The 14,326-nt window shown below is 64.8% G+C and carries 12 protein-coding genes; 7 read left to right on the top strand and 5 right to left on the bottom strand.

From position 1 onward, the window contains the following. Positions 1-175 precede the first annotated feature (175 nt). From AADZ90_RS06940 to AADZ90_RS06930, 3 genes are read left to right on the top strand one after another with little or no spacing between them, the layout of a single operon-like run. Complete coding sequence (locus tag AADZ90_RS06940) at positions 176-679, top strand: 2Fe-2S iron-sulfur cluster-binding protein (RefSeq protein WP_367308465.1); 504 nt, start codon at positions 176-178, stop codon at positions 677-679. Next, positions 676-1,662 carry an FAD binding domain-containing protein gene (locus AADZ90_RS06935; protein ID WP_367308466.1) on the top strand — a complete coding sequence of 329 codons (987 nt, stop codon included), beginning with the start codon at positions 676-678 and terminating at the stop codon, positions 1,660-1,662. Before AADZ90_RS06940 ends, AADZ90_RS06935 begins: the two co-directional genes overlap by 4 nt. Beyond that, positions 1,659-4,037: a xanthine dehydrogenase family protein molybdopterin-binding subunit gene (locus tag AADZ90_RS06930; protein ID WP_367308467.1), complete on the top strand. Its 2,379-nt coding sequence runs from the start codon at positions 1,659-1,661 to the stop codon at positions 4,035-4,037. Before AADZ90_RS06935 ends, AADZ90_RS06930 begins: the two co-directional genes overlap by 4 nt. Before the next feature lie 302 nt (positions 4,038-4,339). Here AADZ90_RS06930 and ubiG read toward each other — a convergent pair whose 3' ends face one another. Together ubiG and AADZ90_RS06920 are read right to left on the bottom strand one after the other, a co-directional pair. Next, the gene (ubiG, locus tag AADZ90_RS06925) at positions 4,340-5,083 is read right to left on the bottom strand and encodes a bifunctional 2-polyprenyl-6-hydroxyphenol methylase/3-demethylubiquinol 3-O-methyltransferase UbiG (protein ID WP_367308468.1); all 744 of its coding nucleotides are present in this window, start codon (positions 5,081-5,083) and stop codon (positions 4,340-4,342) included. Next, positions 5,061-5,819, bottom strand: coding sequence for a methyltransferase family protein (locus AADZ90_RS06920; protein ID WP_367308469.1), 759 nt, complete (start codon positions 5,817-5,819; stop codon positions 5,061-5,063). The genes ubiG and AADZ90_RS06920 overlap by 23 nt, the downstream gene beginning before the upstream one ends. 166 nt (positions 5,820-5,985) lie before the next feature. Here AADZ90_RS06920 and AADZ90_RS06915 point away from each other — a divergent pair, with 166 nt between their 5' ends. Beyond that, a complete protein-coding gene (locus tag AADZ90_RS06915; RefSeq protein WP_367308470.1) occupies positions 5,986-7,026 on the top strand; it encodes an aldo/keto reductase in 1,041 nt (346 codons plus the stop codon). Positions 7,027-7,360: 334 nt separating this feature from the next. Next, positions 7,361-9,604, top strand: a complete 2,244-nt coding sequence (locus tag AADZ90_RS06910) for an ankyrin repeat domain-containing protein (protein WP_367308471.1) — start codon at positions 7,361-7,363, stop codon at positions 9,602-9,604. A 75-nt stretch (positions 9,605-9,679) separates the two neighbouring features. Here AADZ90_RS06910 and AADZ90_RS06905 read toward each other — a convergent pair whose 3' ends face one another. The 3 genes from AADZ90_RS06905 to AADZ90_RS06895 form a co-directional block, all read right to left on the bottom strand. Next, complete coding sequence (locus AADZ90_RS06905; RefSeq protein ID WP_367308472.1) at positions 9,680-10,681, bottom strand: GNAT family N-acetyltransferase; 1,002 nt, start codon at positions 10,679-10,681, stop codon at positions 9,680-9,682. Positions 10,682-10,695: 14 nt separating this feature from the next. Continuing rightward, a complete protein-coding gene (locus AADZ90_RS06900) occupies positions 10,696-12,705 on the bottom strand; it encodes a M3 family metallopeptidase (RefSeq protein ID WP_367308473.1) in 2,010 nt (669 codons plus the stop codon). Positions 12,706-12,789: 84 nt separating this feature from the next. Beyond that, positions 12,790-13,215, bottom strand: a complete 426-nt coding sequence (locus AADZ90_RS06895; protein ID WP_367308474.1) for a cupin domain-containing protein — start codon at positions 13,213-13,215, stop codon at positions 12,790-12,792. Positions 13,216-13,286: 71 nt separating this feature from the next. Here AADZ90_RS06895 and AADZ90_RS06890 point away from each other — a divergent pair, with 71 nt between their 5' ends. Both AADZ90_RS06890 and rpoZ read left to right on the top strand, forming a co-directional pair. Beyond that, a complete protein-coding gene (locus AADZ90_RS06890) occupies positions 13,287-13,892 on the top strand; it encodes a TetR/AcrR family transcriptional regulator (protein ID WP_367308475.1) in 606 nt (201 codons plus the stop codon). An 80-nt stretch (positions 13,893-13,972) separates the two neighbouring features. Next, on the top strand, positions 13,973-14,326 hold the full coding sequence (rpoZ, locus tag AADZ90_RS06885) for a DNA-directed RNA polymerase subunit omega (RefSeq protein ID WP_367308476.1): 354 nt from the start codon (positions 13,973-13,975) through the stop codon (positions 14,324-14,326).

The following is a 14,326-nucleotide window of genomic DNA, read 5'->3' as shown; positions in this document are numbered from 1 at the left end:
TTCGAACGATGGCAAGAGAATTCTGAACTCTGACACATACCTCGTTCAATCAAAGCCCATACCTTGGGCCCGAGCAAGTCAGAGCCTCAGTCGTTGTCGTCGTTACCAAGTGGGCCGGGAATACTGGATCGTTTGGGCTGACCTGCAATCAGAGCAGACCTATCAGGAGGCCTCGATGCCGATTACCGTCAATGATCAATCCCATGACCTTCCAGACGATGTCCGCGTATCGTTGCTGGATTTCCTGCGTGAGCATCTTGGCCTTACTGGAACCAAGAAAGGATGCAATCAGGGTGCCTGCGGAGCCTGCACCGTTCTGGTGGACGGCGAACGTGTGCTTGGATGTCTCGCTCTCGCCGTTCAGTACGAGGGACGCTCCGTGGCGACGATAGAGGGCCTGGCCGAAGGCGACGACCTGCATCCGTTGCAGGCGCTTTTTATCGAGAATGACGGCTTCCAGTGCGGGTATTGCACGCCGGGCCAAATCATGAGCGCCGTCGCCTTGCGGGAAGAGTTCGCGCGAGGATCACCGAGCGCCGTCTCGTCGGATATGGCCACTACGCCCGAACGAAGCCTCCTCGAGATCCGCGAACGGATGAGCGGCAATCTATGCCGCTGTGGCGCGCACAACGGCATCATCGATGCGATCACCACCTATGTCGCGGAGGATGGACGATGAGGCCTTTTATCTACGAAAAGGCAACCTCGGAGACTGACGCGATCGTCCGGCGCTCGGGTTCCAACGCGCAGTTCCTTGGCGCAGGAACCAACCTCATTGACCTCATGCGAGAACGGGTCGAGGCACCTGATGCTCTTGTGGATGTGACCGGCCTGTCTCGACAGATCGAAGAAACGCCAGACGGCGGCATCCTCATTGGCGCCGCGGCAAGCAATACCGCGCTTGCGGAAAACGCCATTGTGCGCCAACGCTATTCCGCCCTTGCCCGTGCGCTCCTGGCGGGCGCCTCGGTGCAGATCCGCAATATGGCCACCGTCGGCGGCAATATCCTGCAGCGAACGCGTTGTACCTATTTCTACGATGTCGAGGGGTCCCGATGTAACAAGCGGAATCCCGGGTCAGGGTGTGACGCGCTTGACGGGCTCAATCGGGCCCACGGCATTCTCGGTGTGTCGCAGAGCTGCATTGCGACACATCCGTCCGACATGTGCGTTGCGCTGGCCGCTTTCGATGCACGGATACATCTCGTCGGCGACACCGGACGGCGGATCGTACCCCTGACAGAGTTCCATCGCCTGCCGGGCGATACGCCCGAGATCGAGACCAATCTGGAACCTGGTGAACTGATCACCGCTGTCGACTTGCCTGCTCTGCCGCCCGGCGCAAGATCGATGTACCGCAAGGTCCGGGACCGGGCGAGCTACGCCTTCGCGTTGGTGTCGGTCGCTGGCGTCTTGCAGATCGTGGAAGGACGCATCGTTGAAGCCCGCATCGCTCTTGGCGGCGTCGCGCCCAAACCCTGGCGGATAAAGGAAGCCGAAGCCGGCCTGATCGGTGCCGCACCGGGAGAGGCGGTCTTCTCCGAAGCGGCCGACATCATCCTTTCTGGTGCCATCACCCGAACAGGCAATGCCTTCAAGCCGGAACTCGCACGTCGGACGATTGTCGCCGTCCTGCAGAACCTGTCGGGAGAAACAAGATGACCCAGCGATCCGACGACACGCACGACCGGACTGCCAAAGACACGATGAGATTTGATCGCCGCACGGTGCTTGCAGGCTCTGCCGCGACGTTAGCCAGTGCTGCCTTCGGCGGCGGTGTCATCGCGCAACCGGTTGTTTCGTTCGATGCCGAGGGCCGTCCGGTCCGTGTGCCGGGCGGTCTGGGCACCCCCCGGACCCGGCGGGACGGGCCGCTGAAAGTGCGGGGTGCGGCAAGATTTGCCGCTGAACACAGCTTTCCGGGAATGGTCTATGGCGCGCTCGCCTACTCGACGATCCCGAAGGGCAGCATCCGCACCCTGGATACGACAGCAGCAGAGGCGGTGTCGGGCGTGCTCCTTGTCATGACGCACGCGAACGCGCCAGCGATGGAGCCTCCCGAGCCGTTCTATTCCTCGCCCACCGGAATGGCGGGCAGCTCTATCCCGGTGATGCAAAGTGCCGACGTTCATTGGAATGGCCAGCCGATTGCGCTCGTGCTCGCGGACACCCAAGAGAACGCCGAACATGCTGCCGGGCTGATCAGCGCCGAATACGATGCCGCCCCGGCCGTGACGAGCTTCGATACCGCCGCGGCGAATACTGAACTCGGCTTTCACGCGGGGCGCGACCTGCGGGTCATCTTGGGGGATGCCGAGGCGGCGCTTGCCGAAGCTGCAGTGTCCGTCGATGTCGAGTTCAACACCCCCCAGCATAACCACAATCAGATCGAACCTCATGCTGTGACGGTCGCCTGGCAAGACGGCATGCTGAGGATGCATGACTGCACGCAGGGCGTTGATCTTTCGGCCATCACGATCGCGAAGGTTTTCGGCATCTCTCCTGCGAACGTTCACCTGACGGCGGAACATGTCGGTGGCGGCTTCGGCGGCAAGACGCTGTGGCAATATCATATCCTCGCCGCAGCGGCCTCGCAGCTTGCGGAAAGGCCGGTGCGCATGACCCTGTCGCGTGAGGGGGTGTATCGCGTCTGTGGAGGTCGGGCGCCGACGCGGCAGCGCGTCGCCCTCGGCGCCGATCGCGACGGGCGTTTGAGATCGCTGATCCACACCGGCACCACGATGAAGATTGCCAACAACGCGATGACAGAGTCCTTCATGGAGGCCAGCGAGCACATGTATCGGGCCGATGCGATGCATCTGGAGGTACGCTCCGGCATCCTGGACATGCTTGGCAACACGTTCATGCGGGCGCCCGGCTCGGCCACCGGGACCTTTGCGCTGGAGACCGCACTCGATGAACTTGCCGAGAGGCTCGAGATCGACCCGGTGGATCTGCGTATCCGCAACGAGCCGGAGACGAACCCCACAACCGGCATCGCGTTCTCTCAACGTGCGCTGGTCGATGCCTACCGCGACGGCGCCCGAAGGTTCGGCTGGCAGACCCGGTCGGGCCGAAGGCTGGGGCGGAGTGAGGGCGAATGGCTCGTCGGGACCGGGATGGCGGCGGCTTACTACCCTTACAAACGGTTTCCAGGCGGCGCTGCCAGGATCACGCTCCACGGCGAGGGCAAGGCGCTGGTGGAGGTCGCCGCGGCGGATATGGGAATGGGCACCTCGACGGCAACGGCGATGGTCGCCGCTGACCTGCTTGGGTTGCCTTATGAAGGCATCGAAGTCCGGCACGGCGACAACACGCTACCCGGTGCCTTGATCGCCGCCGCGTCCCAGCAGACCGCCGCAATCGGTGCATCCCTCAGGGCGGCGCGGATCGTCCTTGTGGCAGAGCTTGCCGCGCTCGTCCCGATCAATTCACCCTTGCACGGCCTGCCTGCGAACGCCCTTACCATGGCCGATGGCGCCCTCGTCGCTTTGGACGACCCAAACCGACGCACAGATCTCGCCGATGTCCTCGCACGGTCTGAACGCGGCGTGGTCTCTGCTGAAGCGGAAGCACCACCGCCCACCGAATGGACGACGGACTGGTCCATGCATTCGACCGGCGCCGTCTTCTGCGAGGTGCGGGTCAACGCGATCACCGGCGAGCTGCGCGTCTCCAGGATCACCGCGGTCTACGATTGCGGGCGGATCCTCAACGAGAAACTCGCGGCAAGCCAGTTCCGCGGCGGAATCATCATGTCGCTTGGCATGGCGATGATGGAGAATACCTATCTGGACGAGCGGAACGGCCGGATCATGAACCCAAGCCTTGCGGCGTACTACATGCCAGCCCATCTCGACGTCCCGGAGATCGACGTCGCCTGGACGGGCGTCCCCGACCCTCAGGCCCCGACAGGCGCGCGCGGGGTGGGTGAGATCGGCATGAACGGACCGGCAGCGGCCGTTGCAAATGCGATCTACGATGCCACAGGCAAACGTATCCGCGACCTGCCGATTACGCTGGATAAACTGCTTTGACCCTTGAGGTTACGCCGTTGACCAAACAGACTTGGGGAAACCTCCATCATGTCTGTTCTGCATCTAGTCCGCGACCGACCTGTTGAGCCGACGCGCAGCGAATGCCTCGTTTGGGATCGTCCGACTTTGAAACTCCGAATGGCTGCTCGGGTGAAATCCGCAGCATCGCAAGACCCGTGTCGCGGCACATGCGCATGAATGCTGCGTGAGCAATGGCCGCGACTACACAAGGCGGCTTTGTCCCGCGCTCCCGCCAGTTCACCTCGACCACGAACGGGACCTCGCGCAGCGTTTCCCTCAGGTTAATCCAACGCGTCGCTTTGCGTTCGGGGCTGCCCTCGCCCCTTCCGCGCAATGCCCATGTAGATGATCGTCTTGAGCGGCAGGCGCCCGAAGGTGGGGTCGCCTCGGCGGGTGAGGCCGCGGGGGCCAAGGCCGGTGGTCTCTCCGGGGATGAGGCCCGCCCTTTCCAGCCCGGCGCGAAGCTCGTCCGGCGTGATGAACATGTCCGGATCGTGAGTGCCCTTGGGCAGGAGGCGCAGGACATCCTCGGCTATCGTGATGACCGCAAGGCGGGAGAGCGGGTTGCGGTTGATCGTGTCGTAGAGGAAGAGGCCGCCTGGTTTGAGGGTCCGGGCGACCTCGTTCAGGACCTGCTGAAGGTCGGAGACGTGTTCGAGGACGTCGACGCAGGCGATGGCGTCGAAGGTGGCGTCGTCGTAGGGGAGCGCCTCACCGATGCCAGTGTCGTAGGTGATGGTGCGCCCGGTCTCGGCGGCGTGGGCGCGGGCGGCGGCGATGGCGTCTGCCGCCGGGTCGATGCCGGTGACATGGGCGCCGCGGTCATCCAGGGCCTCGGCCAGGAACCCGCCGGCACAGCCGAGGTCGAGGACGTGCTTGTCCTGCCAATCGATGAAGGTGTCGAAATAGGAGAGCCGCCCGGGGACCATGTTCTTGAGCGTGCGGACCCAGCGAATGTCGTCGGACCACCATTTGTCCGCCACATCGTCGTAGATCGTCAGGTCATTGCGCTGGGGTTTCGCCATCGTGCGGGGCCTTTCGCGGAAGGGGGAGCCAGTAGGGCACGCGCTTTTGGTAGGCGCGGAAGCGGTCGCCGTGGATCTTGGCGAACCGCTTCTCCTTGTGGAGGGGGGCGAGGACGCAATAGGCCGTCCAGAAGATGGCGAGGGCCAGCTGGTCGGGCGTGTAGGTCGGCATCGTCCAGAGGGTGAGCGCGAAGCCGAGGTAGATCGGCTGGCGGGTGAGGCGGTAGAGGCCGTGGGTCGGCATGTCGGGAAATTGCGGCGTGCGGCCCCGGGCCATGGCGAGCCAGCCGAGCATGCCGGATTGCAGCTGGAGGCCGCCTTGGAGGATGGCGAGGCCGAGATAGCCCCAAGCGGCGGCATAGGCGGTACACATGACCCAGAAGAGCGTGCCTTGCGCCTGCCAGAGGAGGATGCCGGAGGGGGTCCAGAACGCGAAGAGGAGGGCCAGTTGGAGCGAGGCGATGAGGGCGTAGTTGGTGGTGGCAAGACGCTCGTCCGGGCCGAGGAGGGCAAGGATCTTGCGGCCCTTGCCCGTCAGCAGCAGCGAGTGGGCCAGCGGGAACTGGGCGAGGAGCGCGAGATTGGCGAGCGCGGCCCAGGGCCAGGGGACGGCGCCCCAGCTGCGGGAAAGGCCGAAGAACAGGTGGTAGATCATCAGCCCCACGCCGATGGCGAAGGCGCCATGGCAGGCAGCACCCCAGGCGAGTGCGATGGTGATGCGGCGGCTGTCAGTCATGGGAGCGGAGATAGGGCGGGGTCGGCCGCGGTCATGGGGCGGGGTGTCTCAGGCGCTGGCAGCGCGCCTTTACGAAGCGTAAACACGTTGCACGCAACCCAAGGTATCTGCGAGACTTCAATGGGTCGTCCGGGGGACTGCCCTCTCTCAATCACGGATAATGTGCATGCGCTATAATCGCCTCGGCCATAGCGGCCTTTTCGTTTCCGAACTGTGCCTCGGCACCATGACGTTCGGCGGATCCGACGACATGTGGGGCCAGATCGGCCAGCTCCAGCAGGAGGAGGCGGACGGGCTGGTCCGCGCCGCCCTCGATGCCGGGATCAACTTCATCGACACTGCGAATGTCTATGCCTCGGGCAAGAGCGAGGAGATCCTTGGTCAGTCGCTCAGGAACCTTGGGGTCAAGCGCGAGGATGTGATCATCGCGACCAAGGTTTACGGGCAGATGGGTGACGGGCCGAACGGGCGGGGGGCGTCGCGGGTCCATATTCTGGATCAGGCGAAGGCGAGCCTCGCGCGGCTGCAACTCGACCATATCGACCTTTATCAGATCCACAGCTTCGACCCGGCGACGCCGATTGTCGAGACGATGGAGGCGCTGAATACGCTCGTGCAGCATGGGCATGTCCGCTATATCGGCCTGTCGAACTGGGCGGCGTGGCAGGTCATGAAGGCGGTCGGGATCGTGGAGGCGCGGCAGCTGGCGCCGGTGGTTTCGCTGCAGGCCTATTACACGCTGGCGGGGCGCGATCTGGAGCGGGAGATCGCTCCGATGCTGCTCTCCGAAGAGATCGGTCTGATGGTGTGGAGCCCGCTGGCGGGCGGGTTCCTGTCCGGCAAGTTCGACCGCGAGGGGAAGACCGCCGAAGGGCGCCGGGTGAATTTCGACTTCCCGCCGGTGGACAAGGAACGCGCCTATGACGTGATCGAGGTGATGCGGAGGCTCGCCGCCGAGAAGGGATGCACGGTGCCGCAGGTGGCGGTGGCGTGGCTGTTGCACCAGAAGGTGGTGACCAGCGTGATCCTGGGCGCGAAGCGGATCGATCAGCTGACCGACACGATGGGTGCGGTCGACGTTGAACTGACCGACGAGGACCGTGCGGCGCTTGATGCGGTGACCCAGCTGCCGGAGGAATACCCCGGCTGGATGCTGGAACGCCAGACGGAGCACCGGGCCAACCTGCTAGAAGCCCAGCGGCGCTGACAGCGCGCCTTTGGGGGCGCCTCGGCCCCGGCCAGGCGGCGCGCAGACGCCGCCGATGCAGAGTTCTTCGGCGCCGCCGGTGTTGTCCTCAAGTGCCAAGCGTGAGGCTTGAGGACCCGGCATTCTTGTCTTTGCCGGATGTGCAGAGATACGTTGTGCAGATTGATTGGCGGATACGGGCCTTCGGGCGCGGTATTTGAATAGGACCACGATGTATTTGACCGGCTTTTCGCCTAGGCCCTGCGGGCTTTTTCTCTCACTTCTTCTGGGCCTTGGATTTGGCGGTGGAGCCTTGGCCAACCCTTGCTCGATTGTCATTGTCAGAGACGGCGAGTTGGATTTGCTGGACCCGGGGGCGGCCATCACTCTGGCAGACCAGTGCCATGCGGCAGGGGCGGCGGTGCCGGACGATCCCTGTGATGTGCGTCTGTTCTATCGGGCGGGCGGAGCCATCGAGAACCTTACGATGACACCCGCGAGCATAGCGGCGGATCGGGAGAGGCTGCGGGCCTGCGTCCAGACGCGGCGCGCGGCGATCGAGGCGCTGGAGCAGAACCGACGCGATCTGGCGACGCCTTTACACGACGTCATCAGCAGCGGCGGAGGGGCGGACGCGGTTGCGGCGATCCTTGAGGAGACGGGTGACACCTATGTGAATGTCACCGATACCGAAGGGGTGACACCGCTCCATTCGGCGATGACGCACGGAGCGGATCCGGAAATCGTCAGTCTGCTGCTTGAGGCCGGGGCGGATCCGAATGCGGAGGCCGAGGAGTTCTGGCCCGTCTATCACTACGCCATCATAAACGATGTGCCGCGGGAGGTGCTGTCGCTGCTGATCGAAGGGGGGGCCGACCCGACGCGGGTGCTTATCAACGAAGATGCCTTCCCGAGCTATTACCAGAGGTCGGATGCGTTTTCCCTTGCGCTTGATGCCGGTTATGGCCTTGCGGATCTGAAGTGGATTTACGCGCAGGGCGACCTGGGGCGGCTCGCCTACCGGCGCCCGGTCTATTTCGACGCGATCCATTACGATAATCCAAGCGTCCTGGAATATGTGACCCAGGTTTCCGATCCGCCGGAAGACAGCATCGAAGCGACGGAGCTTCTGTTTGAGGCTGCGTATATGAATGCCCACCCGGAGGTGATCGCAAAAATCTTCGAGCTGGGAGCGGATGGGGTGCGCAGCACGCATCACTCCAACGGGCGGTCGGTTCTGCACTATGTGATCCATCATCCCCAGGATCTGCGGACGATCCGGGCGTTGATCGAGAACGGGGCCACGATGGGCGAGGGGGTTTCCATGGACAGCGCCCTTCTGGTGGCCGCGGCGCGCCACCCGGACCCTGAGCTGCTGCGGTATCTCGTCTCACTCGGGATCGACACGACGGTGCATCAGAACTTCCGGACGGCGATCTCCTTTGCCCGGCGCTCGGGGGAGAACGCGGAGGAAAAGGTCGCCGTTTTGCAGGAGCTTGGCTTTGTCGAGGAGTTCACCTGCCGGGATCGGTGCCCGGGCCTGCTGAGCGCTATCACGCGGGATCGTCCCGTCAAGGATATTCGGGCGATCCTGGAGGGCGGAGGCAACATCGGGGAGGTGAACCGCCAGGGCAATGGCGTCCTTCACCTTGCCGCCCTCAACCACGACATGCCCGAGGTGGTGATCCCGTTTCTGATCGAGGCGGGCGCGGATCCGGATCTGAAGAATGCTGCGGGCGAGACGCCTCTGGTCCGGGCGCTTGGGCTGGATGACGGTAACCCAGAAGCGGCCACGCTTCTTCTGAGATACGGGGCAGATCCCGACATCTTGGCGCCGGATGGCACCGCGCCGATCTTCATGGCGCTTGAGACGAGCGGGGATCTGGGTCTGCTCCGGGCGTTCGACGTCGCCGGTGTCGATATGGAGGTGAGGAACGCGGCGGGAGAGACGCCTGTCTTCGCCCTTCTGTCGTCGATGGCCGCGGACCAGCAGCTGTCCTTGCGGGTGCTGGTGAGCATCCCCCATGACGTCGGGTTGACGGATGCGAATGGCGACACGGCGCTGCACGTGGCGCTGAAAACGATCGAGCCGGATGTTCTGGATCCATCGGTCATCCGGTATGTCATGGACGCCGGATACGACGCTAATGCGCCAGGCGGCGACGGGGTGGTGCCGCTGCACCGCGCCATCGAGCGCGGCCACCACAGCGGGCCTGTGCTGAGCGCGCTTCTTGCAGGCAACGCGGATCCGAACCAGCCGAATGCCGGCGGGCTGACCGCCTTGCATCTGGCCGCGATGGGAGGATTTGAAGCGCCCGTCTTCGCCACCTTGCTGGAGCATGGCGCAGACCCTCAGGCGCGGACGCCGGAGGGGGTGTTGCCCGTGACGCTGTTGAAGGCGAACCGGCAGATGCGGCGGACCAGCGGCGCCGAGTACAAGGCGGCGCTTGCCGAACTGCGCCGGGGCGGTGGCGGGACCAACGTCTTCCGCGAGTGGCATCTGGCGGGTTGGACGCCCTGGATCGGTGGGGGTCTTGCGCTGATGCTGGTGCTGGGCGCTGCGCTTTGGCGCCTGACGCGGCCGGTGCGGATCATCTAGAATGGCGCGATCTGTGGCCGCCGGCCGTCGGTTTGACGATCTGCGCCAGAGGTTCTGCGGGCTTCCGGATCCCCTTCAAACCTGCCGTTTCTTGAACCAGGTGATGGCGTTTTCGTAGCCAGCGTCCTTGAGGATTGCGATCTTTGAGAGCCAGGCGGCGGGGCAAACGACCAGCGCGGCGGTGTTTCCCCGCGCCTGAAGCGCGGCTTCGGCCGGTTGTAAGAGCGAGGCCGCTGCACCGCCGTCGTTCTGGAGCCTTTCGGGGTCTGCCAGGTCACTGTGGTAGTAGTCGTCGATCACGCCGATGGCGCTGATGTCGTGCGGCGGCGGGAAGTGCAGCGGCGTGGCCGGTTGTGAGATGGCGTAGCCGGTGACGGTATCGCCTACCTCTGAGACGAACATGTCGCGATCGGGGAGGGTCAGGCTTTTCTCCATCCACGCACCGAACCGCGCATCTGCGTCGGGATGCGGTTTCCAGAATGCGTTGAGGTCGAAGAGGATCTGCCGGTTCTCCGCGCTGGACGCCACGATGGCCGGGACGTCGGCGGCATTGGCGGGGCGGACGTCCTGGAGCTCTTGCGGGGAGCGGAGCCCTGTCTTCGCGAAGTACAGGGTCAGCGGGTCGTAATCCGGCGCCGCGTAGGCCTGCTCCCAGACGCCGCCCGGCACGGAGGAGCCAAGGAGGATCCTTGCACCAGCCTCGATCAGATCTGCCTCGGCGGCCTCGAAGAGCGTTTGCAGCGTCCCGTCGGGCGCATCGTCGCGGAGGAAGCAATCCTCCATGATGAGGCCGGGGCGCCCGAACGCGCCGGCATAGATGGGGGGAACCGGCAGCAGGATCGTGTGTGTGATGCCGATGGCCTCACCGTCGGCCTCGGCCAGGAGCCACTTCTGGCGGAACGGCGGATTGTCCTGCCCCAGCGCGGCGCTGATCGTGGCTGTGATCTTGTCACGGGCTTTGGCGGCGAGTGTCCACAGGGTCGGGTTCGCCGCTTGCCTTTGCCGGGCGTCTTCGAGAAGCAGCCCGGCGGCGACATCAAGGTCGGCCGGTTCGAGATCACGGATGGTGAGCGGCACAGGATGCGCCCCCGTCATGCTGCCTTGTCGAGGCCCCTGCCCTTCAGGAGCGCGTCGACCCCCGGCAGGCGGCCACGAAAGTCGGTGTAGAGGTCTTCGGCCTCTTCGGTACCGCCTTTGGAGAGGATGTTGTCCTCCAGCGCCTTGGCCATCCCGTCGTCGAACGGGTCGCCGGTTTCCTCGAAGGCGGCGAAGGCGTCGGCATCCATCACCTCGGACCACATGTAGCTGTAGTAGCCCGAGGAATAGCCGTCGCCCGCGAAGACATGGGCGAAGTGGGGCGTGGCGTGGCGCATGGGGATGGCGTGGGGCAGGCCGATTTCCTCGAGGATCTCGGCCTGGCGCTGCATCGGGTCAGCGGGCGGCTCCCGGTCGTGGAAGCCCAAGTCGACGAGGGCCGAGGCGAGGTATTCGACGGTCTGGAAGCCCATGTCGAAGGTCGCGGCGTTGAGCAGCCGCTGGAGGAGGTCCTCGGGCATCGGCTCGTCCGTCGTCGCGTGGCGGGCGTGCTTTTGCAGGACCTCGGGCACTTCGAGCCAGTGTTCGTAGAGCTGGGAGGGAAGCTCGACGAAGTCGCGGGCGACGGAAGTGCCCGAGAGGCTTTCATAGGTCACGTCGGACAGGATGTGGTGCAGGGCGTGGCCGAATTCGTGGAACAGCGTGCGTGCATCGTCGAAGGACAGAAGCGCGGGGTCGGATTTCGCGAAATTGCAGACGTTGAGGACGATCGGGCGGATCTCCCCCTCAAAGCTCTGCTGGTCGCGGAAGGTGGTGCACCAGGCGCCGGAGCGCTTGGAGGGCCGGGCGAAGTAGTCCCCGATGAAAAGCGCCATATGGCGGCCGTCGCGGGTGATGTCCCAGGCGCGGCAATCCTCATGGTAGAGGGGCAGGTCGACGGGTTTGAACTCGAGCCCGAAGAGGCGGTTGGCGGTGTCGAACGCCGCGTCGATCATGTTGTCGAGCTTGAGATAGGGCTTGAGCGCAGCCTCATCGAGGTCGTGTTCCTTCGCGCGGCGCTTCTCGGTGTAGTAGCGCCAGTCCCAGGGTTCGAGCGGGCCGTCGAACCCGTCGGAATGGAGGAGGAGTGTCAGATGCTCCTGATCGGCGAGGGCCTGGGCCTTGGCCGGTTCCCAGACCTGCATCAACAGGTCGCGGACGGCGGCGGGGGTGCCGGCCATCTCGGTCTCCAGCTTGTAATCGGCGAAGGTGTCGTAGCCCAGAAGCTGCGCGCGTTCGTGGCGAAGCTGCAGGATTTCGGCGGCGATGGCGCGGTTATCGGTGTCGCCGCCATTGGCGCCGCGGGATGTCCAGGCGCGCCAGGCGGTTTCGCGCAGGTCACGACGATCGGAGAATTGCAGGAAGGGCACGATGAGCGACCGGGAGAGGGTGATGACGGGGCCGTCCTCCCCGCCTGCGGCGCGGGCCGCGTCGCGGACGAAGTCGGGGAGGCCCTGCATCTGGTCCTCTTTGAGCGGCAGGGTCCAGCTGCGTTCGTCGGCGAGGAGGTTCTGGGTGAACTGGGTGCCGAGGGTGGCCAACCGGCTCTTGATCTCTTTCAGGCGGTCGGCCTCGGCGCCTTCCAGCTTGGCGCCCGAGCGGACGAAGTTGCGGCGGGTGAGGTAGAGAAGGCGGTGCTGTTCTTCGGTGAGGTCGAGGGTGTCGCGCGCCTGCCAGACCGCCTCGATCCGGTCGAAGAGCGGGCGGTTGGCGGTGATATCGGAGGAATAGGCGGAAAGCTTCGGGGAAAAGTCCCGCTGCAGCGCCTCGCGGGTATCGGTGCTGTCGGCGGAAGCGATGCCGTAGAAGGTGGAGGCCGTCTTGCTGAGCGCATCGCCCGCGACTTCCATTGCTTCAATCGTGTTCGCGAAGGTCGGCGCCTCGTCGTTTTCGGCGATCCGCGCGATCTCGGCCCTGCCCTGCTCGAGCGCCTTGTCCATGGCGGGCGCGAAGGCGTCATCGGTGATGCGGTCGAAGGGCGGCAGGCCGAACGGCGTATCCCAGGTGTCGAGCAGGGGGTTGGTCATGGCGCGGATCTCCTTTCCACCAGAGCTAGGGTGGACGGGGGGAAGAATCCACTCCTGAACGGCCCCTGCGAGGGGACCCGCCGATTAGCCCGGGAAGGCGGTGCCGGACGGGCCTGAGCCGATTTCGAGGATGCGCACATCGCCTTCGCGGGCGATCATGTAATGGACGGTGCCTGCCGGGGTCAGAACGAGGCTTCCGGCCTCGATCCGGATTTCGGTTGCGGGATCGATCGTCTCGCCCGTGCCGAGGAACATCACGCCGTCGACCACGAGCGAAAGGCGCTCATCGGGGTGGCTGTGGGGCGGGAAGACGGCGCCCTCTTGCATCACCGAATTGGCGGCATAGAGGCCATCGGCGTCGAAAGCGCCGGTGACGAACGCGGCCGAGACGCCGTCGAAGGACGGGTGGGCGTTCAGCGCCATCGCGTCGAGGGTTCGGGTTTCCACCCCCTGGGCCATGGCGCCCCCTGCCAGAAGACCGGCCAGAATTGCAGCGCGTAACACGATCATGAGTTGCTCCTTCTTCATCACGGGTCGTATATGAACTGGCTAGTCTATAATCGGACGGAAATAATAGACCGATGAGTTCACAATTCCGCGAAGAGCGTCCGCGGGGTCGCCCCCGGAGCTTTGACGAGGCCGCGTTGATCGACACGGTGACGGATCTGTTCTGGCGGAAGGGGTTCGCCGGTACGTCTTTAAGCGACCTGACGGATGCAACGGGAGCGGCGCGCGCGTCGTTCTACAAGCTCTATGGGGATAAGGAGGCGTTGCTGGCCCGGGCGCTGGGCACTTATGCGGATCGCTTCCACGCCCGTGTGGACGCAACACTGGCCAAGGGCCTTTCCCCCCGCGAGGCGGTTGCGGAGACGCTGACGGCCAGTGCCGACCGGCTGGCCGATCCCGACGCACCGAATGGCTGCCTGCGCTGCCGGACGACCCTTGAACAACCGGAGCCGCGCGCAGACGTGGCCGCGGCGCTTGATCGGGCGAATGGGGGCTTCGTCATGCAGATGGAACGGCTGCTGACCGGTGATGGCAATCCGACGCCCCGGGACCGGCAAAGGGCACTGGCCTTGACGGCGGCGGTAAACGGCATGGTGGTGCTGGCGGAAGCGGGGGCGGATCGGGGCGCGCTTCAGGCGGTGATTGACGCCACGCTCGACGCTGTTTTCCCGCCCGCATAAGGCGAAACAGGCCTTGTCAATCCCCTTTCAACGCCTTATGTCGCTGATTTCCGCCTTACGCAAACCAGCCGGAGTACCCTATGGCCCGCGTCACCGTCGAAGACTGCGTCGATAAAGTTCCGAACCGGTTCGAGCTTGTGATGCTCGCCTCGCACCGGGCGCGGGAGCTCGCCACCGGCTCTCCGCTGACGGTCGACCGCGACAACGACAAGAACCCGGTCGTCGCCCTGCGCGAGATCGCCGAGGAGACGCAGCAGGCCGACGATCTGCGCGAGCGGATGATCGAGGCCCATCAGACCCAGATCGAGGTCGACGAGCCGGAAGAAGACGCCATGGCGCTGCTGATGGGACAGGAGACCGACAGGCCCCAGCAGGACGACATGGACGAGGAAAAGCTCTTGCGCGCGCTGATGGAAGCGCAAGGCCAGAGCTGA

The sequence above is a fragment of the Aestuariibius violaceus genome (genome assembly GCF_040779325.2).
GTDB lineage: Bacteria > Pseudomonadota > Alphaproteobacteria > Rhodobacterales > Rhodobacteraceae > Aestuariibius > Aestuariibius violaceus.
Note: the sequence above shows the minus strand (reverse complement) of the source record. Positions and strands in the feature narration are given on the sequence as shown.